Raw genomic sequence first — 19,415 nt, 5'->3', positions numbered from 1 at the left:
GCCCCTATTCGATCTTGATCTTTGCCGCCCGGATCAGGAACTCGTACTTGCTGTTTTCCGAGCGCACGAACTGCGCGAATCCGTCCAGCGTGAGCTCCTCGGGGGTGATGCCCATCTGCTTGAACTTCTCCTTGCCGGCCGCCGACTGCATGGCGGCCGTGAAGGCCGCTGCGTAGCGCTGCGCATCCGCCTGCGGCAGCGATGCCGGTGCGAACAGCCCGAACCAGGTCGAGACGTTGAAGCCCTGCACGGCATCGTTGATGCTGGGCACCTGCGGCAGCGCCTCGCTGCGGCTCAGGGTCGTCACGCCAAGGGCGTGCAGCTTGCCCGAGCGGATGTGCGGCAAGGCGGAGGCGAGGTTGTCGAACACCAGCAGCACCTGGCCCGACTGCAGCGCCGCCAGCGCCGGGTTCGATCCCTGGAAGGGCGTGTGGCCCATCCTGGTGTTGGTGAGTGACTTGAACATCTCGGCCGAGATGTGGCCGATGCTGCCGTTGCCGCCCGAGCCGTACTTGGCCTGGTCGGGGTTCTTCTTGAGGTACTGCACCAGGTCGGGCGTGGTCTTGATGCCCAGCTTGGTGGCCTGCTCGGCGTTCACGACCAGCACGTTGGGTGTGCGGGCCACGAGCGAGATGGGCTTGAAGTCCTTGATCGGGTTGTACGGAAAATTCTTGTACAGCCAGGGATTCACGGCATGGGTGGCCACGGCGCCCATCAGCAGCTGGTTGCTGCCGGCAGGCGACTTGGCCACCAGGTCGGCACCGGTTCCGCCCCCGGCGCCGGGTTTGTTCTCTACCTTGATGGCACCCAGTTGCGCGGCAGCGCCTTCCGCGATGATGCGGGCCGAGGTGTCCAGAGGGCCGCCCGCAGGGTAGGGCACCACGATGGTCATCGGGGCGGAAGGGGTCTGGGCCAGGGCAGCGGTGGCCGCCGTGGCCAGGGCCACACTGAACAAGGTGCTACGGAGCGACATCGGGATCCTCTTGATTTCCGGGAATGCGCAGTATAGGCACCTGTACAGGGTTTACCCTTTGTTACTTACCGAGTGGTCAAACCGCCTGTATGGGAGGTGTGCCGCTTCAGCGAACCGGAACTCCTGCCTGGAGGGCGCGCAACGCCAGGGCGGCATCCACGCGCTGCTGTTCCTCTGGCGTGAACAGCTGCTGGCGCAGAGCTTGCGCTGCGGACTCGCCCTGTCCTGCGCGCGCCTGGCTGAGTTCGTCGAGCCGGCGCTGCCACTGCTGCTCCTCGCGGTCCAGCTGCGCCAGGGCATGGGCGGCCTGTTCGCCGAACTGCGCACTGCGCGCCATGTGGCGCTGGAAATCGCCCACGCCCTGGGCATTGAAGGCGGCCGTCTGCGCGGCGGCGTCCATGTGGGCCGTGGCCGCAGTGCGCTCGGCACGGCGCTCGGGAGCGAGTTCGGACTCGGCGGCGCGCAGCGCGCTGTCGCGCTGCTGCGGCGAGAGCTGGGTGTTGCGCGCGATCTCCAGGCGCGCCAGGGTGTAGCGGTCGAGCTCGGCCTCCTGCGCGAACAGGGCGTCGTACTCTTCTTCCTGGAAATGCTGCTGCCGGACCTTCTGGCGTGCCTCCAAGGCCTCGCGCAGCGCGCGCGGATCGCCAGGGTCGCGTGGGGGCGACAAGGCGCCCAGCGCCACGCGGTAGTCCACATAGCGCTCGGCCAGGGCCAGGGCGCGGGTGGCCAGTGCGGCCGGGAAATGCTGGCCCACCAGCTGTGCCAGGCGCTGCTTGAGCGCCTCGGGATCGCTGGCGTCGCCGGCCTCCAGGAGCAGGGCCTCCAGCGTGTGGCGCAGGCCGGGCACCAGCAAGGGGTCAGCGCCTGCGGCCACCGACGCAGCTGACGAAGCGGCGGCGAGCGCCGCGGATGCCGGTGTGAGTGCGGCCGATGCCGTGCCGTGGGCGGGTAGCGCCGCGCCTCCTGCAAGCGCTGCCGCGCTGGCACCGGGGCCGGTGTCCTGGCCCGCGTCGGCACGCCAGGCCCGCCACCCGAGCACGGCTGCGACCAGCAACGCCAGCACGATGGCTGCGGTTACGGCAGGGCGGGGGAGGCGGTCCATGGCGGCCATCATCGCAAAATCACAGGCCGGCCGCCTTGAGGCGGTTGGCCTGCTGGCGGTACAGCGTGACCGGGTCGGTCGAGAACCAGTCGCGCAGGCCCACGAGCTGGTTCACTTCATCGAGGTGGTTCTGGCGGTAGTCGCCCAGGTGCTTGCCCAGGCGCGAAGAGCAGGCCGAGACCAGGCCGTCGTTGGCTTCGCCGAAGACCAGGCCCAGCACGCCGAGCAGCGCATCGCTGGCGTCCAGCACGTTGGTCAGGGTCTTGGTGCCCGTCCAGGAGTAGTAGCGCACGCCGTTGACCAGTTCGGCGCCATTGCCGCAGCCGGCGGTGGGCACACCCTGCGGGAAGCGGCGGTTGAACGCGGCTGAGCCCGCCGTGGTCAGTGAATCGAGCGCCGCCGTGGGCATCTGCGGCAGGCCCGAGCCCCCCGAAGTCAGATTGATCAGTGCCACCAGGGCCGAGGCCGCGCCGCTGGCGACGGTTTCGGACACCGAACCCGCAGGCGCCACGCCGCGCAGGATGTCGGCCACGCGCGAGCCGCGGTTCACGCCGCCGACCGAGGTCACCGAGGCAATCTTGCCCGGGGCCACGCCGGCCACGTAGCGGGCGGTGGGGCCACCATGCGAGTGGCCCACCAGGTTCACCTTGGCCGCGCCGGTGATGGCCAGGATGTTCTTCACCTGGGCCAGCAACTGCTCGCCGCGCACCTCGGTGCTGTTGGCCGCCGAGACCTGGGCCACGTAGACCTTGGCGCCGCCCTGGCGCAGCGCGTCGGGAATGCCGTAGAAATAGTCCACGCCCAGTGCCGAGTCGAAGCCGAAGAGGCCGTGCACCAGCACGATGGGGTAGCGCGTCTGCGTGTACCCGGCCTGTGCGTGGGCACCGGCCCCGAGGAGCAGTGTCGATGCCGTGGCGGCGAGCGCCAGTCGCCGCAGAAGGCGGCCAAAGAAACCTGTCATGTGCTTGTCTCCGTTGAGGGATATTTTTGGTTTTCACAAAAAAGAACGACCGTTCGTTTTTGCGGTATTCATTGTTCGCCGGCAGGCCTGCGTGTCACTATCGGGACATACCCGAGTTTGGTGAAGGGCCATCGTGGCGTCCCGTTCATTTCGTAAAATCCTGCGCAATGACTGCTTTCAACGCACTTGACAAGCTGGATCGGGCCATCCTGCGCCGGTTGCAGGAAAACGGCCGCGAGACCTACGACGTGATCGGCGAGCAGGTGGGGCTCTCGCCCAGCGCCGTGCTGCGCCGTGTGAAGCGGCTTGAGGACGCGGGCGTGATCGCGCGCTACGTGGCCCTGGTGCCGCCCGAGGCCGTGGGCCTGGGGCTCACGGCCTACCTCAACGTGCGCCTCGAAAAGCACACCGAAAGCCACAAGCGCAACCCCATGGATGTGTTCCGCGCGAGCGTGCAGACCTGGCCCGAGGTGGTCGAGTGCGCCTCGCTTACGGGCGAGATGGACTACCTGCTGCGCGTGGTGGTGGCCGACATGGCGCACTACAGCCGCTTCATCATGGACACGCTGCTCAAGCACCCCAGCGTGCAGGACTGCAAGACCAGCTTCGTGCTGGACCGCGTGAAGGCGACCACCGCAGTGCCCGTGTGACAATGCGCGCGCCGTGGCCCTGCGCCTGTGCGCATGAAAGGCCGGACTGCACCCCATGATCGCCATCGACGACCTGCACTTCGGCTACGGCCGCAACGCGCTCTTCCAGGGCTTTTCGGCCCAGGTGCGCCAGCCCGGCATCTACGGCCTCTTCGGGCGCAACGGCAGTGGCAAGTCCACCTTGCTCAAGCTCCTGTGCGGGCTGCTCACGCCCTGGGGCGGGCAGGTGCAGGTCATGGGCCAGGTGCCGCGCCAGCGGGCGGCGGACTTCCTGGCCAGTGTCTACATCGTGCCCGAGGAATTCCACCTGCCCAACCTGACCACGGGCCAACTGGCGGACACGCAGGGCCTGTTCTACCCGCGCTTTTCCAAGGCCCTGTTCGGTGACTACCTGGCCGAACTCGAGGTGCCCACCGCCAGCCGTTTCGAGGCCATGAGCCTGGGGCAGAAGAAAAAGGCCGCGATCGCCTTCGCGCTGGCCACGGGCACGCCACTGCTGCTGATGGACGAGCCCACCAACGGCCTGGACATCGTGGGCCGCGGCCAGTTCCGCCGCCTGATGCAGCGCCCCGAGCATGCCGAGCGCGCCGTGCTCATCAGCACCCACCAGGCCCATGACCTTGAAAGCATCCTGAGCCACATCTGGTTCATCGACCAGGGCCAACTGGCCCTGTCGGCGCGCATGGCCGATCTGGCCGAGGTGTTGCGCACCGGCGTGGCGAGCAGCGATCAGGATTTGCCTGCCACGCAGGATGTGCTCTACCAGGAGCGCATTGGTCAGCAGATCGCCTATGTGGCGCGGCATTCCCGATCCGACGCGCAGGCCCCGCTGGCTGGCGGGGCGGTGCAGCTGGAGCTGCTCTACAAGGCGCTCAGCCTCAATCGCGATGGCATGCTGGCGGCGCTGGTGCCAGCGCAGCAGGCGGGCTTGTCCGTGGAGCCGGCATGAACAGGGAATTCATCCCGGTGCGCGGCCCGGAATCGCCCACTTTTTCGTGGGCGCGCTGGCGGCGCCTTGCGCGGGCCCAGTGGGCCGAGCAGCGGCCCCAGTACCTGGCGCACCTGCTGGTGTGCGGCATGCTCTACATCGCGCTGCTGCTGTTCCTGCTGGGGGTGTCGGGCTTTTCTGCCTTCCAGACCCCGGTCCAGGTCTCGCTGTACTTGGGTGGCTTGTTCCTCACGGGCTTTGTGTTCGCCGGGCGCTATTTCGGGGCCATGGCGCAGCGCGAGTCGGCCTTGCTGGCCATGATGCGGCCCGCGTCGGTGTTCGAGAAATGGCTGCTGTGCGCCGTGGTGGTGGCCATGGCCTACCCGCTGGCCTACAGCCTGCTGTTCCTGGCGATTTCCTGGCCCGTGCAGCAGGTGGTCATCGCAGTGCGCTCGGCCCTGGAGCCGCAGACCTTCAAGCCCGAGGACTATGCGCTCTTCGTGCCGCTGGCGAAGATGGCCGTTCGGCAGGCCATGCCGGTGCCCCAGCAGGCAGGCTTTCTGGTCGCTTTCTGGGCCCTGCAGGCCTTTGCCGTGGCGGGCTCGCTCTACTATGCGCGCGCCTCTTTGCTCAAGACCCTGGCGTTGGGCTTTGCGCTGTTCGTGCTCACGGCGCTGGTGTGCTCCGTGGCGGGAGTTCGGGCTGAGGTGCTGCTTGCCTGGTGGTCCTCGCGCGGGGCCGTGCCCCGGGATGCGGGTGTCCATGCCATCAACGCGCTGTTGTGGATCGGCCTGCCCGCGCTGCTGTGGCTGCAGGCCTATGTGCACCTGAAAGAAAAGGAGCTGCTGTGAGCACCCCCGTGGCCCCACGGCGTGCCCCGCCCCGGCGCGGGCGCTGGCTCTTTCTGGCAACCCTGCTGCTGTTCTGGACGCTGCTGTCCACGAGCGGCATGGATCGCTTCAAGAGGCCGGAGCCCACCGCCGTCGCCTACACCATCGAGGCCCGGGCGCTGGTGGGCGTGACCGGTCTGCGGCTGGAGGAGGCGGGCGACCATGCCTCGCGGCTGTCGGTGCGCGTGGTGCTGGACGATGTGCCCGATGTGCGGATCACCGTGCAGTCGCGCCATGGGGATGGCGATGGTCCGGACACGCTGCCCGGAAAATTCCCGGGGCTCACCGCCACCCGCGAAGCCGATACGCTGGTGCTGCACTGGACTGGCGTGCCGGCGCCTGCCGGGGCGCAGCCCAGACGGCATGGGAAACCCGCAGTGTGGATGGAACAGATTGTTCTGCCCACCCAGTTCAGGCACCTGGCACTCGCACGCGCCCGTATCGAAGCGCAAGCCCCCGTGGAGCGGCTGGAAGTGGCCGGGCAGTCCATCGCCGTGCGCGGCAGCGTCACACACCTGGACCTGTGGTCCACGCAGTGCCGGCCCTGCGGCACCTGGGTGGTGCCCGCAGTGGCCGAGGACCCGGCGCAGTGCGCGGAACGCACCCGCCGGGGCACGGCGTCGATGGAGGTGCATGCGGCCGGCATGCGTTCGCTGCGGGTGGACGCCCTCGCCGGGAAACTGGATCTGTCGGAGACCCAGGGCCTGCAAAGCGCGGTTCTGCAACTGGGGGACTCCGTCGCACTGTCGGTCGACCGTGCGAGCGTGCTGGAGAAGGCGCGCGGCAGCGCCAGGGATGCTGCCCCGGGCCTGCCTGGCGCCTGCGGCGTGCCGGCCGCGGCACCCAGGCCCGTGCCCGTGTCGTCGGCCTACACACCGCAAGCCGAGGACATACCCGTCCGCCAAATGCCTTGAACGGTGAGCTGCCCACAGCGGGCAGTCCCTGTGGGGCCAGGGGTGTTGCTCTTGCATCCTGTGCGCCGCAGGCTTAACGTGGCACCGTCAGGCGGATGGCGCACAGGGCTGGTGAATCACCGGCGTGCCGGTCGTTTTGCTATGAAATACAGAGCTCCCGTTGCATGCGGCTTATAGCGTAACCCCACTTTTCGTAGGAATTCGACGTGCCTCCCTATTTTGTTGCGATGCAGCAAAAACCACTGGAAATTCCTAGGGAAAACCCTTATATTTGTAGGCATGATCGCTACCAAAGACTGGCTCAAGGCATCCTGGGACGCAGGCCGGGGCATGCTGCGCCCGGTCACGGGGCGCCCGCATGAGAGCGAGGACACCATGTCTGCACCGTTGATGGTCCCCATCCGTTCGCTCGGACCCTCCTACCGCGAGCGCATCACGGCCCACCTGCTGCGCCTGGAACCCGCCGACCGCTACCTGCGCTTTGGCTACGCGGCCAACGACGAGCAGATCCGCCGCTATGCGGACCAGCTCGACTTCAACCGCGACGAGATCTTCGGCATCTACAACCGCCGCCTGGAACTCATCGCCATGGCGCACCTGGCCTTTTCCGAGCACCCCGAATACAAGCACTGCGCCGAGTTCGGTGTCTCCGTGCTCAAGCAGGCCCGCGGCCGGGGCTTCGGCGCGCGCCTGTTCGAGCGCGCCGTGATGCATGCGCGCAACGAAGGGGTGAACATGGTGTTCATCCATGCCCTGTCGGAAAACACCGCCATGCTCAAAATCGCCCGCAACGCGGGCGCACAGGTGCGCCGCGATGGCTCGGAGTCCGAAGCCTACCTGCAGATCGCGCCGGCCAGCCTCGATACCCGCATGGCCGAGCTGGTCGAGCAGCAGTTCGCCGAGGTGGATTACCAGCTCAAGCGCCAGGCCAAGCAGTTCTGGGACTTCCTGGCCAACGTGCAGGAAGTGCGCAGCGGCGTGCAGCATGCACGCCACCAGTCCGCCGAATAGGCCGGATGGCGTGGGCAGGCGGTCCTGCACCTGCCGATTGGCCTCAGGACGACAGGCGATGTCACCACAATCCGCTATCCTAGAGGCCTGTTCCACTACCGCACGTCCTGCACTCCAAGACAGTGTCTGACCCGCACCCCGGGCGATTGCCCGAAAAGGAAGACAAGCGCACCTTCCTGCAGAAAGTCGCCGAGTTCATCCACCCCGGACCGGACTCGACCGAAGAGCTGATCGAAACGCTGGCCGAGGCCGAGGACAACGACGTCATTGGCGCCGAGTCGCGGGTCATGCTCGAGCGTGTGATCCGCATGGCCGACATGACGGCGGGCGACGTGATGGTGGCCGCGCCCCGCATGGACCTCGTCAACATCGACGCGCCGTTCGATGATCTTCTGTACCTGGTCATCAACACGGCACATTCGCGCTTTCCGGTGTACCACGGCGAGCGCGAGAACATCATCGGCATCCTGATGGCCAAGGACCTGCTCAAGCTGCAGCGGGCGCCCGAGCTGAACATCCGCGCGCTGCTGCGCCCGGCCGTGTTCGTGCCCGAGAGCAAGGGCCTGAACGACCTGCTGCGCGAGTTCCGCGGCAACCGCAACCACCTGGCCATCGTGATCGACGAGTTCGGCCGCGTCGCAGGGCTCGTGACCATCGAGGACGTGCTCGAACAGATCGTCGGCGAGATCGAGGACGAGTTCGATATCCCCGAGGATGCGGGCGACATCTTCGCCCTGGCCGACCGCACCTACCGGGTGAGCGGCGACACGCCCATCGAGCGCGTGGCCGAGTCCTTCGAGGTCACGCTGCAGGGCAGCGACCGTGAGGAGGCGTTCGACACCATCGGCGGACTCATCGCCCATGAAATGGGCCATGTGCCCAAGCGTGGCGAGCAGGTGCAGCTCGGTGGCCTGCACTTCGTGGTGCTGCATACCAAGGGCGGCGCCGTGCGCTGGTTCAAGGTATCGCGGATCGAAGAGAGCCAGGCTGGCGATTGATGGGGTTGGCGCGCCGAACGCAGGGATCCGGACTTGCCTTGCCCGTGCTGGTCGCCGTGTTGGCGGGGCTCGCGCAGGCCGTCTCGCTGGCCTTGCCCTGGAATGGGCAGCCCCAATGGTGGCTGCAGATTGCATCGCTGGCCGTGCTGGCCTGTCAGGTGCGCGCGGGTGCCCCCACCGGGCGCCGTGGCGCGCTGCTGGGTTTTGCCTTCGCCACCGCCTGGCTGTGCGGCACCTTCTGGTGGCTCTATATCTCCATGCACACCTATGGCGGGCTGGCTGCGCCGCTCACGGTGGCTGCCATCCTCGGGCTGGCGGCCTTTCTGGCCAGCTACTACGCGATTGCGCTCGGTGTCTTCTGCCGGCTGGCCGTGCGGTACCGTGCGGGCGCCGCGCTGCTGTTCGCAGCGCTCTGGACGCTTGCCGAGTTGGCGCGCGGCTGGCTCTGGACCGGCTTTCCCTGGGGCGCCGGCGGCTATGCCCATGTGGATGGCCCGCTGGCGCCGCTGGCGCGCTATGTCGGTGTCTATGGCCTGTGCTTTGCCACGGCCTGGATCGCCATGCTGCTCGCGCAGGTGCGCGCCAGCGATCTGCGCAGCCTGCGCGCCTGGGCGCTGGCGGGGGCCGGTCTGGCCTTGCTGGGCCTGGCCACCGTCGACCGCCACTGTGCCGTGGAGTTGTGCCACACACCCGCCGCGCGCGCCCCGGCCCCCCTGCAACTGGCGCTGCTGCAAGGCAATATCCCGCAGGACGAGAAATTCCAGCCCGGCTCGGGCGTGCCCTTGGCACTGCAGTGGTACCGCGAGCAGCTCGACGGCGCCAGCGCGTCCCTGGTCGTAGCGCCCGAGACGGCCATTCCCCTGCTGCCGCAGCAACTCCTGCCGGGCTACCTCGAAGGCATTGCAAAGCGCTACGCCGGCGGCGCGCAGGCCGTGCTGCTGGGTATTCCCCTGGGGGACGAGCGCGAGGGCTATACCAACTCGGTGCTGGGCGCGCGCGCGGGCCTGGCCGCGCCCTACCGCTACGACAAGCACCACCTGGTGCCGTTTGGCGAGTTCATCCCGCCCTTCTTCAAGTGGTTCACGCAGATGATGAACATCCCCCTGGGCGACTTCAACCGGGGTGGCTTGGGCCAGGCACCGTTTGTCTTCGCGGGCCAGCGCATCGCCCCCAACATCTGTTACGAGGATCTGTTTGGCGAGGAACTGGGGGTGCGCTTTGCCGACCCGGCCGGCGCCCCCACGGTGTTCGTCAATTTCAGCAACATCGGCTGGTTCGGCAACACGGTGGCCATCGACCAGCACCTGCACATCAGCCGCATGCGCGCTCTGGAGTTCGAGCGCCCCATGGTGCGCGCCACCAACACCGGTGCCACGGCCATCATCGACCACCGCGGAGTGGTCACGCACGAGCTGGAGCGCCATACCCGCGGTGTATTGCTCGGATCGGTGCAGGGACGGGGCATGGATGCCCAGCAGGGCTGGTTCATCACGCCCTACGCCTGGTGGGTGTCGCGTTGGGGCCTGCTGCCCCTGGCCATGCTGGCCATCGCCATCGTGCTGGTGGCCGCCCTCGGGGCGGGACGGCGTGGCCGCGCCGCCCGGTCGAAAACCGGTGATTTCTGAGGGGAGCGGGCTTGACCGAGGTCAGTGGCGGCAGGGGTGCCCCAGTGCCTTGGCAGGCCAATGCGCGGCACAGGCTCGCCGTGCCTTGATAATAGAGCCCGCAAGCGGGGGCTTGTGTTGCAAACAACGATGATTTGAAGCGGTGTGGCCGCTGTTCTGGAGCACGACTGAAAATGGCAGATTCCTTTTCCTACGAACAACTGATCGCCTCGGGCGAGGGCCGGCTGTTCGACGCTGACAGCGGGCGTCTGCCGCTGCCGCCCATGCTGATGTTCGACCGCATCACGCACATCGACAGCGATGGTGGCGAGCACGGGCTGGGAAAGGTTCGCGCCGAGCTGGACGTGCGTCCCGACCTCTGGTTCTTTGCCTGCCACTTCCAGGGTGACCCGGTCATGCCCGGTTGCCTGGGCCTGGACGCCATGTGGCAGCTGATCGGCTTTTACCTGACCTGGCTGCGCCTGCCCGGCAAGGGCCGCGCCCTGGGCGCCGGCGAAGTCAAGTTCACCGGCGAAGTGGGCCCGGACGTGAAGCTGGTCACCTATGAAATCGACATCAAGCGCGTGATCAAGCGCAAACTGGTCATGGCCATCGGCGATGCGCGCCTGTATGCTGACGGCAAGGAAATCTACGTCGCCAGCGACCTGCGTGTCGGCCTGTTCAAGCGCGAGGAAGCCGGCGCAGCCCCAGGGGAGGCAGCATGAAACGCGTGGTCATCACGGGCACGGGCATCGTGTCGTGCATTGGCAATGACAATGCCAGCGTCACCGAGTCGCTGCGCGAGAGCCGCCCGGGCATCCGCGCCATGCCCCAGTTCACCGAGCTGGGCATGCGCAGCCAGGTGGCGGGCGTGCCGCAGATCAACCTCGAAGAGCTGATCGACCGCAAGCAACTGCGCTTCATGGGCGATGCGGCGGCCTATGCCCACATTTCGCTGGCCAACGCCATTGCCGAATCGGGCCTCACTCCCGAGCAGGTCTCGCACCCGCGCACCGGGCTCATCATGGGCTCGGGCGGCGGCTCGCCCGCCAACCAGATCGAGGCCGCCGACATCCTGCGCAGCAAGGGCATCCGCCGTGTGGGTCCGTACCAGGTCACGCGCTGCATGAGCTCCACCGTGTCCGCCTGCCTGTCGACCAACTTCGGCATCAAGGGCATCAACTATTCCATCACCTCGGCCTGCAGCACCTCGGCGCACTGCATCGGCGCGGCGGCCCAGCAGATCGCCTGGGGCATGCAGGACGTGATGTTCGCCGGCGGCGGCGAGGAAGTCAGCTGGGGCATGGGCCTGCTGTTCGACGCCATGGGCGCCATGTCCAGCGCCTACAACGCCACGCCCGAAAAAGCCTCGCGCGCCTATGACGCCCACCGCGACGGCTTCGTGCTGTCGGGCGGCGGCGGTGCCGTGGTGCTCGAAAGCCTGGAGCATGCGCAGGCACGCGGCGCCACCATCCTGGGCGAAATCGTCGGTTTCGGCGCCACCTCGGACGGCGCCGACATGGTCGCCCCCTCGGGCGACGGCGCCATCGCCTGCATGCGCCAAGCCATCGCCACGGTGGAGGGCCCCATCGACTACATCAACACCCACGGCACCTCCACGCCCGTGGGCGACGTGCCCGAGCTGCGCGCGATCCGCGAAGTGTTCGGCGATGCCATTCCCCCGTTCTCGTCCACCAAGTCGCTCACCGGCCACTCGCTGGGTGCCACCGGTGTGCAGGAGGCGATCTACTGCCTGTTGATGCTGCGCCAGGGCTTCATCGCCGGTTCTGCCAACATCGAGAACCTGGAGCCCGCTGCCGAGGGCATGCCCCTGGTGCGCGAGACGCGCGATGCGCCGATCCGCACGGCGCTGTCCAACAGCTTCGGCTTTGGCGGCACCAACGCCAGCCTGGTTCTGCGCCGCTGGGATAACTGATCCGCGCGATTTCCTGCAACCCGCCATCCTGCAAGGGATGGGCGGGTTTTTTCATGCCCTCTGGTTCTGGGATGACAGGGCTTGGTGCAACAAGCCCGGCAGCATGGCCAGCATGCGCGTGGCCTGCAGGCCCGGGGGCAGGGCGCGGGCGTGGTAGCAGTACAGCGACATGGGCGGCAGTTCGTGCAGTTCCACGGCCACCATGGCCTGCGGGTCGAGCTGGGTGGCAGTGAGGAAGTCGACCACCGTCCAGCCCATGCCGCGACGCACCAGGTCCAGCGCCAGGCGCGAGGTCTGCACCTGCAGCCCCGGGCCGGCGGGCGTGCCCAGGCGCTGGGCGAGCTCGTCGATGGACTGGCGCATGGGGTCGTCGCCCACGAGCCGGATCACCGGCACCTGGGCCAGCCGGGCTGCGGGCGTCACGGCACGCGGCGCACGCGTCCACACCGACTGTGCCACCGCCAGGTACATGCGGCCGCTGACCAGCAGGTCGCTGCGCACCTGCGGATGCGGGTGCTTGTAGAAGCCCAGGCAGAAGTCCACGCTGCGCGTGAGCAGCGCCTGCGTCATCTGGTCCTGGTGGATGGTGCGCACCTCCACGCCGACCTGCGGGTAGCGCAGCGCGTGCTCCTGCAATACCAGGGGCAGGAATTCGTGCGTGATGGACGGAATGGCCGCCAGGCGCACGTCCCCCGTGTCGCTGGTACCCAGGTTGCGCGCGGTGCGGCGCAATGCATCGAGCTGGCGGTGGATGCCGCTGGACTCGGCTGCCAGCACCTGGGCCTCGGGCGTGGGCGTGAGGCCGGCCGGCGTGCGCACGAACAGGCGGTAGCCCAGCTGCAGCTCGGTGTGCGCCACGGCCTTGCTCACGGCCGAGGGGGTTATGCACAGCAGGCGCGCTGCCGCGCTCATGTTGCCGGTTTGCAGCACGGCCTGGAACACCTCGAGTTGGCGCAGGTTCATGGGTATGAGTGAAATTCACAAGGATTGGCTGATTATTCCCTGTTGGTGTGCGCGAGTCTCTCATACGATCCGGCACCGCCAACGAGCGGGTGAGGGCGCAGCAGCAAAGTCTGTTGGCAAGCCTCTTCAAAAACAACTGTCTGGAGATTTCCGTCATGCGCATTTCCCACCCCCTGCACCGCTGGCTTGCCGGCCTGCTGCTCTCCGCTGCCTCGGCCGTGGCCATGGCCCAGGCCGCCCGCCCCCATGTCGTGGTGCTGGCCACCGGTGGCACCATTGCCGGTGCCGGCGCATCGGCGGCCAACAGCGCCACCTATGCGGCGGCCAAGGTGCCGGTGGACAAGCTGCTGGCCGGCCTGCCCGAACTGACGGGCGTGGCCCGCGTCACGGGTGAGCAGGTGTTCCAGATCGCCTCGGAAAGCTTCACCAACGCGCACCTTCTGCAGCTCGGCAAGCGCGTCTCGGCCCTGGCCAAGCAGGCGGACGTGGATGGCATCGTCGTCACGCACGGCACCGACACGCTCGAAGAAACGGCGTATTTCCTGAACCTGGTGGTGCGCACCGCCAAGCCCATCGTGGTGGTCGGCTCCATGCGCCCCGGCACGGCCCTGTCCGCCGACGGTGCGCTGAACCTGTACGACGCCGTGAGCGTGGCCGCCAGCAAGGACGCTGCCGGCAAGGGCGTGCTGGTCACCATGAACGACGAGATCCAGAGCGGCCGTGACGTGAGCAAGACCATCAACATCAAGACCGAGGCCTTCAAGAGCCAGTGGGGCCCGCTGGGCATGGTGGTGGAAGGCAAGAACTACTGGTTCCGCGCGCCGGTCAAGCGCCACACCACGGCGTCCGAGTTCAACATCGACGAGATCCAGGCCCTGCCCGCAGTGGACATCGTCTACGGCTACGGCAACATGAACAGCACCGGCATAGAGGCCTACGGCAAGATCGGCGTGAAGGCGCTGGTCCACGCCGGCACCGGCAATGGCTCGGTGGCGGCCCAGGCCGTGGCCTCGCTGCAGGCGCTGCGCGCCCAGGGCGTGCAGATCGTGCGCTCGGCCCGTGTGCCCGATGGTTTTGTGCTGCGCAATGCCGAGCAGCCCGACGACAAGTACGACTGGGTGGTGGCCCACGACCTGCGCCCACAGAAGGCCCGCATCCTGGCCATGGTCGCCTTGACAAAAACAAACGACAGCAAAGAGCTGCAGCGCATCTTCTGGGAATACTGATTTTTGACTTGGCGCACCACGCGTGCGCCGACCGGTCGTCCTGATGGGCGGCCACCGGTGCGCACCGGCTGACTGCCCGCGCAACTGGTTGGAAAGGCCGGGGCTCCAAAAGGGCCTCGGCCTTTGTACTTGGTGCCTTGTTTTCGCGCTCTGGCGCGGCCTACTGGAGCCTTGCGAGCGAAGGCTTGCTGCAGCGCCGTAAAATCACGGGTTTTGCGCGCTCGCTGCAAAGGCCCCCGGACCTCTCTGCTGCGCGCCTTCGGCTTTTTCATCCCCCTTTGCCCGGCCCTGGTCCGCCAGCGCCACAGACGCCATGTTGACATTCCAGCAAATCATTCTGAAGCTGCAGTCCTACTGGGACGCGCAGGGTTGCGCCCTCTTGCAGCCCTACGACATGGAAGTGGGCGCTGGCACCTCGCACACCGCCACCTTCCTGCGCGCCATTGGCCCCGAGCCCTGGAAGGCCGCCTACGTGCAGCCCAGCCGCCGCCCCAAGGATGGCCGCTACGGCGAGAACCCCAACCGCCTGCAGCACTACTACCAGTTCCAGGTGGTCCTGAAGCCCGCACCGGCCAACATCCTGGAGCTCTACCTGGGCTCGCTCGAAGCGCTGGGTTTCGATCTCAAGAAAAACGACATCCGCTTCGTCGAAGACGACTGGGAAAACCCCACCCTGGGTGCCTGGGGCCTGGGCTGGGAAGTCTGGCTCAACGGCATGGAAGTGACGCAGTTCACCTACTTCCAGCAGGTGGGCGGCATCGACTGCAAGCCCGCCACCGGTGAGATCACCTATGGCCTGGAGCGCCTGGCCATGTACCTGCAGGGCGTGGACAACGTCTACAACCTGACCTGGACCGAGGGAGCGGACGGCTCGAAATTGAGCTATGGCGACGTCTACAAGCAAAACGAGGTGGAGCAGTCCACCTACAACTTCGAGCACAGCGACGCCGACTTTTTGTTCACCGCCTTCAACGCGCATGAAAAGCAGGCCAAGCACCTCATGGAGCAGCAGCTCGCCCTGCCGGCCTACGAGCAGGTGCTCAAGGCGGCGCACAGCTTCAACCTGCTGGATGCGCGCGGTGCCATCAGCGTGACCGAGCGAGCGGCCTACATCGGCCGCATCCGCAACCTGGCGCGCGCCGTGGCGCAAAGCTACTACGAGAGCCGCGAGCGCCTGGGCTTTCCCATGGCACCCCGCGAATGGGTGGAACAAATGCCCAAGAAAGCCGCCTGAGCCACCGCCGGAGCCCCTGAAAAATGACAACGCAAAATCTTCTCGTCGAACTGTTTGTGGAAGAGCTGCCCCCCAAGGTGCTCAAGAAGCTGGGCGACGCCTTTGCCGGCGTGCTGGCCGATCAGCTCAAGGCCCTGGGCCTGGCCACGCCGGCCTCCACCGTGACGGCCTTCGCCTCGCCGCGCCGCCTGGCCGCGCACGTGACGGCCGTGGCCGGCAAGGCCGCCGACAAGGCCGTGCAGCAAAAGCTCATGCCCGTGACGGTGGGCCTGGATGCCAGCGGCAACGCCACGCCCGCGCTGCTCAAGAAGCTGCAGGCGCTGGGTGCTGATGTGTCCGACCCGGCCGCCGCCGTGGCCGCCTTGAAGCGCGCCCCCGATGGCAAGGCCGAGGCGCTGTTCTATGACAGCGTGGTGCCCGGCGCCACGCTGGAGGAAGGCTTGCAGAAGGCGCTGCAGGAATCCATTGCCAAGCTGCCCATCCCCAAGGTCATGAGCTACCAGCTCGAGTCCGACTGCGAGTTGCCCGGCTGGACCAGCGTGAACTTCGTGCGCCCCGCGCATGGCCTGGTGGCGCTGCATGGCAGCGCCGTGGTGCCCGTGAAGGCGCTGGGCCTGAAAGCCGGCAACAGCACCCTGGGCCACCGCTTCGAGGCGGCCGTGTCGCCCGTGGTGTTCAAGGATGCCGACAGCTACGCCGCCACCTTGCTGGAAGACGGCGCGGTGATCGCCTCGTTCGAGGGCCGCAAGGCTGAGATCGCACGCCAACTGGCCGCAGCCGCCGCCAAGGTCGGCAATGGCGCCCGCCCGATCGAAGATGACGCGCTGCTCGACGAAGTCACCGCCCTGGTCGAGCGCCCCAATGTGCTGACCTGCGCGTTCGAGCAGGAATTCCTCGACGTGCCGCAGGAGTGCCTGATCCTCACGATGAAGGCCAACCAGAAGTATTTCCCGCTTCTGGACGCGGCTGGCAAGCTCACGCACCAGTTCCTGGTGGTGAGCAACATCAGCCCTGAGGACGCGAGCTTCGTGATCGGCGGCAACGAGCGCGTGGTGCGCCCGCGCCTGGCCGATGCCAAGTTCTTCTTCGACCAGGACCGCAAGAAGACCCTGGCCTCGCGTGTCGAAGGCCTGTCCAAGGTGGTCTACCACAACAAGCTCGGAACCCAGGGCGAGCGCGTGGAGCGGGTGCGCGCCATCGCCAAAGCCATTGCCGAGCAACTGGGCGACGACACGCTGGTGGCGCAGGCCGACCAGGCCGCGATGCTGGCCAAGACCGACCTGGTGACCGACATGGTCGGCGAGTTCCCTGAATTGCAGGGCACCATGGGCCGCTACTACGCGCTCAACGACGGCCTGGGCGAGGTGGTGGCCGACGCCATCGAAGACCACTACAAGCCGCGCTTTGCCGGCGACACGCTGCCGCGCAACACCGCTGGCGTCGTGGTGGCCCTGGCCGACAAGCTCGAAACCCTGGTCGGCATGTTCGGCATCGGCAACCTGCCCACGGGCGACCGCGACCCGTTCGCGCTGCGCCGCCACGCGCTGGGTGTGATCCGCATGCTGGTCGAAAAGGACCTGTCGCTGGACCTGAACGCCCTGCTGGCGGGCGCCGTGCCGGCCTTCGGCGACAAGATCACCGATGCCTCGGCCGCGCTGGCCGACTTCATCTACGACCGTCTGGCCGGCAGCCTGCGCGAGCAGGGTTACAGCGCTCAGGAAGTCGACGCCGTGTTGGCCCTGCGCCCGCAGCGCCTGGCCCTGGTCGAAAAGCAGCTGGCGGCCGTGCGCGCCTTTGCCGCGCTGCCCGAAAGCCCGGCCCTGGCCGCCGCCAACAAGCGCGTGGCCAACATCCTCAAGAAGGCCGGCGAGGTGGACGCCCACGTCAACCCCGAGTTGCTGCAGGAAAAGGCCGAGCAGGATTTGTATGCGGCGCTGCAGCGCTTCGTGCCCGAGGCGAACGCGCAGTTCGAGGCGGGCGACTACACCGCATCGCTGCAGACCCTGGCCGTGCTGCGCGCGCCGGTGGACGCCTTCTTCGACGACGTGATGGTGAATGCCGAGCAGATGGACCTGCGCCTGAATCGCCAGGGCCTGCTCAAGAGCCTGCACGATGCGATGAACCGGGTAGCCGACCTCTCCCGCCTGGCGGCCTGACCTGCTAGGCTGGCGTCTGTCACAAGGGGACCCCCATGAAACTCGCCATCCTGGACCGCGACGGCACGCTGAACCCGCTGGGTGAGGATTTCGTCACCTCGCCCGAGGAGTGGACGGCCGTTCCCGGTGCGCTCGAAGCCATTGCACGGCTGAACCACGCCGGCTGGCATGTGGCACTGGCCACCAACCAGCCGGGGCTGGGGCGCGGGCTGTTCGACGTGGTGGCGCTCAATGCCATCCACGCCAAGATGCACAAGCAGCTGTCGGCCGTGGGCGGGCGCATCGACGCCGTGTTCTATTGCCCCCATGCGCCCGACGAAGACTGCGCCTGCCGCAAGCCCGGCCCGGGCCTGCTCGAGCAGATCAGCGACCGCTACGGCGTGGAGCGCAATGACGTGCAGGTGGTGGGCAGCTGCCTGGCGCACCTGCAGGCCGGCGCCGCGCTCGGTGCGCAACTGCACCTGGTGTGCACGGGCAGTTCCGCCGGCGTGGTGCCGGGCCAGGCGCTGCCGCCCGGCTATCCCCCCGGCACGCAGGTGCATGCGAGCCTGGCGGCCTTCGTCGAGCAGCTGCTGCCGGCCGCCATCCCTTTGATGGCGGTCTGACCCACAGCGCCCCTTGGTGCCTGCCACACGCCTTCGCTGCGGCGGCACCCATCGCAAGACCTTTTCACCATGGCCCTGATCCGTTCCATCATCCACCTGATTTGGATGGCGACCACCGTCATGCCCTATGCGCTGGCCATCATGCTGGGCACATTGCTCGGCGTGCGCGGCCTGCCGCTGTACCGCATCGCGGCCGCCTGGCTGTCGCTGTGCATCAGCGGCGCACGCGTGCTGCTGGACATCCGCACCCGGGTGACGGGCATGGAAAACCTGCCGCAGGGCGCCAACGAAGGCGCCATCCTGCTGGTCAAGCACCAGTCCACGTACGAGACCTTTCTGATGCCCACGATCATGCCGCACCCGCTGGCCTACGTGTTCAAGAAGGAGCTGCTGTACGTGCCCTTCTTCGGCTGGGCCATCGGCCGGCTGGACATGATCCACATCGACCGCAGCCAGCGCGCCCAGGCCTTCAACAAGGTGGTGCAGCAGGGCAAGGACCTGCTGGCCAAGGGCATCTGGATCATCATGTTCCCCGAGGGCACGCGCATCGAGCGCGGCCAGAAGGGCACCTACAAGACCGGCGGCACCCGCCTGGCCATCGATACCGGCGCACCGGTGGTGCCGATTGCCGTGACCTCGGCCAAGGTCTGGTCGCGCAAGGCCTTCATCAAGCGCCCCGGCGTGGTGGACGTCTCCATCGGCAAGCCCATTTCCAGCCTCGGGCGCGAGCCGGAAGAGCTGATGCGCGAGGTCGAGGGCTGGATCGAGGCCGAGATGCGCCGCCTTGACCCCGAGGCCTACCCTGCAGCCCGTTGAGCACCGGCCATGATGCAGCGGCTCGTGCAACTGGCGCTGGACTTCTTCGATACCCCGCCCGCGGCCAGCGCACCGGCACCCAAGGTGGTCGAGCCCCCGCCGCAGGCCAAGGTGCCAGTTGCGGCGCCGCCCCGGCCTGTGGGTCCGCCTGCGCTCCCGCTGCCTTCGCTGCTGTCTCCCGCCGAGTTCCGCCACCCCGACGCCAAACGCGAACTGCTGCTGGGGGAGGCCGTGGTGGCCTATGCGCTGCAGCGTGCGCGCCGGCGCACCATTGGATTCAGCGTGGGGCCGGACGGCCTGTCCGTGCGCGCCCCCAGCTGGGTCACCCTGGCTGCCATCGATGCGGCGCTGCGCGAAAAGTCCGAGTGGATCCTGCGCAAGCTCGGCGAGGCGCGCGAGCGCCAGCAGCGCATGGAGGGGGGGCGCATCGTCTGGGCCGACGGCGCCG

General features: G+C 67.6%; 18 protein-coding genes and 1 pseudogene. 15 read left to right on the top strand and 4 right to left on the bottom strand.

Features of this window, described 5'->3' with window-relative positions; genetic code table 11:
* Positions 1 to 4: 4 nt before the first annotated feature.
* The 3 genes from U5N23_RS16730 to U5N23_RS16720 all read right to left on the bottom strand — a co-directional run bounded on the left by U5N23_RS16730 (position 5) and on the right by U5N23_RS16720 (position 3,036).
* Positions 5 to 973 (bottom strand): tripartite tricarboxylate transporter substrate binding protein, encoded by a 969-nt coding sequence (locus tag U5N23_RS16730; RefSeq protein WP_322593915.1) that lies wholly within the window; start codon positions 971 to 973, stop codon positions 5 to 7.
* 106 nt (positions 974 to 1,079) lie between these two features.
* Complete coding sequence (locus U5N23_RS16725; RefSeq protein ID WP_322593914.1) at positions 1,080 to 2,075, bottom strand: lipase secretion chaperone; 996 nt, start codon at positions 2,073 to 2,075, stop codon at positions 1,080 to 1,082.
* Positions 2,076 to 2,094: 19 nt separating this feature from the next.
* Positions 2,095 to 3,036, bottom strand: coding sequence for a triacylglycerol lipase (locus U5N23_RS16720; protein WP_322593913.1), 942 nt, complete (start codon positions 3,034 to 3,036; stop codon positions 2,095 to 2,097).
* 167 nt (positions 3,037 to 3,203) lie between these two features.
* Between U5N23_RS16720 and U5N23_RS16715 the strand changes: the two genes are divergently transcribed.
* The 9 genes from U5N23_RS16715 (at position 3,204) to fabB (ending at position 11,967) form a co-directional block, all read left to right on the top strand.
* Entirely contained in the window at positions 3,204 to 3,686 is a 483-nt protein-coding gene (locus tag U5N23_RS16715; protein ID WP_145694738.1) for an Lrp/AsnC family transcriptional regulator, read from the top strand.
* Positions 3,687 to 3,741: 55 nt separating this feature from the next.
* Positions 3,742 to 4,635 carry an ABC transporter ATP-binding protein gene (locus U5N23_RS16710; RefSeq protein WP_322593912.1) on the top strand — a complete coding sequence of 298 codons (894 nt, stop codon included), beginning with the start codon at positions 3,742 to 3,744 and terminating at the stop codon, positions 4,633 to 4,635.
* Positions 4,632 to 5,465 carry a hypothetical protein gene (locus tag U5N23_RS16705; RefSeq protein WP_322593911.1) on the top strand — a complete coding sequence of 278 codons (834 nt, stop codon included), beginning with the start codon at positions 4,632 to 4,634 and terminating at the stop codon, positions 5,463 to 5,465. Before U5N23_RS16710 ends, U5N23_RS16705 begins: the two co-directional genes overlap by 4 nt.
* A complete protein-coding gene (locus U5N23_RS16700) occupies positions 5,462 to 6,418 on the top strand; it encodes a hypothetical protein (protein ID WP_322593910.1) in 957 nt (318 codons plus the stop codon). The genes U5N23_RS16705 and U5N23_RS16700 overlap by 4 nt, the downstream gene beginning before the upstream one ends.
* Before the next feature lie 279 nt (positions 6,419 to 6,697).
* A complete protein-coding gene (locus U5N23_RS16695; protein WP_322593909.1) occupies positions 6,698 to 7,429 on the top strand; it encodes a GNAT family N-acetyltransferase in 732 nt (243 codons plus the stop codon).
* Positions 7,430 to 7,551: 122 nt separating this feature from the next.
* On the top strand, positions 7,552 to 8,427 hold the full coding sequence (locus tag U5N23_RS16690; protein ID WP_322593908.1) for an HlyC/CorC family transporter: 876 nt from the start codon (positions 7,552 to 7,554) through the stop codon (positions 8,425 to 8,427).
* The gene (gene lnt, locus U5N23_RS16685; protein ID WP_322593907.1) at positions 8,427 to 10,052 is read left to right on the top strand and encodes an apolipoprotein N-acyltransferase; all 1,626 of its coding nucleotides are present in this window, start codon (positions 8,427 to 8,429) and stop codon (positions 10,050 to 10,052) included. Before U5N23_RS16690 ends, lnt begins: the two co-directional genes overlap by 1 nt.
* A 173-nt stretch (positions 10,053 to 10,225) precedes the next feature.
* Positions 10,226 to 10,756, top strand: a complete 531-nt coding sequence (gene fabA / locus U5N23_RS16680; protein WP_057200013.1) for a 3-hydroxyacyl-[acyl-carrier-protein] dehydratase FabA — start codon at positions 10,226 to 10,228, stop codon at positions 10,754 to 10,756.
* A complete protein-coding gene (gene fabB, locus U5N23_RS16675) occupies positions 10,753 to 11,967 on the top strand; it encodes a beta-ketoacyl-ACP synthase I (RefSeq protein ID WP_322593906.1) in 1,215 nt (404 codons plus the stop codon). Before fabA ends, fabB begins: the two co-directional genes overlap by 4 nt.
* Before the next feature lie 51 nt (positions 11,968 to 12,018).
* Here the strand turns inward: fabB and U5N23_RS16670 are convergent, their stop codons facing one another.
* Complete coding sequence (locus tag U5N23_RS16670) at positions 12,019 to 12,930, bottom strand: LysR family transcriptional regulator (protein ID WP_322593905.1); 912 nt, start codon at positions 12,928 to 12,930, stop codon at positions 12,019 to 12,021.
* A 155-nt stretch (positions 12,931 to 13,085) separates the two neighbouring features.
* On the opposite strand from U5N23_RS16670, the gene U5N23_RS16665 reads away from it, so the two are divergent.
* The 6 genes and pseudogenes from U5N23_RS16665 to U5N23_RS16640 form a co-directional block, all read left to right on the top strand.
* Positions 13,086 to 14,156 carry a type II asparaginase gene (locus U5N23_RS16665; protein WP_322593904.1) on the top strand — a complete coding sequence of 357 codons (1,071 nt, stop codon included), beginning with the start codon at positions 13,086 to 13,088 and terminating at the stop codon, positions 14,154 to 14,156.
* 313 nt (positions 14,157 to 14,469) lie between these two features.
* Positions 14,470 to 15,390, top strand: a complete 921-nt coding sequence (glyQ, locus tag U5N23_RS16660; RefSeq protein WP_057200239.1) for a glycine--tRNA ligase subunit alpha — start codon at positions 14,470 to 14,472, stop codon at positions 15,388 to 15,390.
* A 23-nt stretch (positions 15,391 to 15,413) separates the two neighbouring features.
* On the top strand, positions 15,414 to 17,546 hold the full coding sequence (gene glyS / locus U5N23_RS16655; RefSeq protein WP_322593903.1) for a glycine--tRNA ligase subunit beta: 2,133 nt from the start codon (positions 15,414 to 15,416) through the stop codon (positions 17,544 to 17,546).
* 35 nt (positions 17,547 to 17,581) lie between these two features.
* Complete coding sequence (gene gmhB / locus U5N23_RS16650) at positions 17,582 to 18,151, top strand: D-glycero-beta-D-manno-heptose 1,7-bisphosphate 7-phosphatase (RefSeq protein WP_305745044.1); 570 nt, start codon at positions 17,582 to 17,584, stop codon at positions 18,149 to 18,151.
* 69 nt (positions 18,152 to 18,220) lie between these two features.
* A complete protein-coding gene (locus U5N23_RS16645) occupies positions 18,221 to 18,967 on the top strand; it encodes a lysophospholipid acyltransferase family protein (protein ID WP_322593902.1) in 747 nt (248 codons plus the stop codon).
* 12 nt (positions 18,968 to 18,979) lie between these two features.
* Positions 18,980 to 19,415: pseudogene (locus tag U5N23_RS16640) on the top strand (YgjP-like metallopeptidase domain-containing protein); the annotation flags it as partial.

The sequence above is a fragment of the Acidovorax sp. genome (assembly GCF_034519795.1).
In the GTDB taxonomy this organism is placed as follows: domain Bacteria; phylum Pseudomonadota; class Gammaproteobacteria; order Burkholderiales; family Burkholderiaceae_C; genus Acidovorax.
Note: the sequence above shows the minus strand (reverse complement) of the source record. Positions and strands in the feature narration are given on the sequence as shown.

Excerpts from the sequence above, each read along its gene's own strand:
- U5N23_RS16730 (WP_322593915.1), bottom strand. The coding sequence starts at position 973 with ATGTCGCTCCGTAGCACCTTGTTCAGTGTGGCCCTGGCCACGGCGGCC.
- U5N23_RS16725 (WP_322593914.1), bottom strand. The coding sequence starts at position 2,075 with ATGGACCGCCTCCCCCGCCCTGCCGTAACCGCAGCCATCGTGCTGGCG.
- U5N23_RS16720 (WP_322593913.1), bottom strand. The coding sequence starts at position 3,036 with ATGACAGGTTTCTTTGGCCGCCTTCTGCGGCGACTGGCGCTCGCCGCC.
- U5N23_RS16715 (WP_145694738.1), top strand. The coding sequence starts at position 3,204 with ATGACTGCTTTCAACGCACTTGACAAGCTGGATCGGGCCATCCTGCGC.
- U5N23_RS16710 (WP_322593912.1), top strand. The coding sequence starts at position 3,742 with ATGATCGCCATCGACGACCTGCACTTCGGCTACGGCCGCAACGCGCTC.
- U5N23_RS16705 (WP_322593911.1), top strand. The coding sequence starts at position 4,632 with ATGAACAGGGAATTCATCCCGGTGCGCGGCCCGGAATCGCCCACTTTT.
- U5N23_RS16695 (WP_322593909.1), top strand. The coding sequence starts at position 6,698 with ATGATCGCTACCAAAGACTGGCTCAAGGCATCCTGGGACGCAGGCCGG.
- lnt (WP_322593907.1), top strand. The coding sequence starts at position 8,427 with ATGGGGTTGGCGCGCCGAACGCAGGGATCCGGACTTGCCTTGCCCGTG.
- fabA (WP_057200013.1), top strand. The coding sequence starts at position 10,226 with ATGGCAGATTCCTTTTCCTACGAACAACTGATCGCCTCGGGCGAGGGC.
- fabB (WP_322593906.1), top strand. The coding sequence starts at position 10,753 with ATGAAACGCGTGGTCATCACGGGCACGGGCATCGTGTCGTGCATTGGC.
- U5N23_RS16670 (WP_322593905.1), bottom strand. The coding sequence starts at position 12,930 with ATGAACCTGCGCCAACTCGAGGTGTTCCAGGCCGTGCTGCAAACCGGC.
- U5N23_RS16665 (WP_322593904.1), top strand. The coding sequence starts at position 13,086 with ATGCGCATTTCCCACCCCCTGCACCGCTGGCTTGCCGGCCTGCTGCTC.
- glyQ (WP_057200239.1), top strand. The coding sequence starts at position 14,470 with ATGTTGACATTCCAGCAAATCATTCTGAAGCTGCAGTCCTACTGGGAC.
- glyS (WP_322593903.1), top strand. The coding sequence starts at position 15,414 with ATGACAACGCAAAATCTTCTCGTCGAACTGTTTGTGGAAGAGCTGCCC.
- gmhB (WP_305745044.1), top strand. The coding sequence starts at position 17,582 with ATGAAACTCGCCATCCTGGACCGCGACGGCACGCTGAACCCGCTGGGT.
- U5N23_RS16645 (WP_322593902.1), top strand. The coding sequence starts at position 18,221 with ATGGCCCTGATCCGTTCCATCATCCACCTGATTTGGATGGCGACCACC.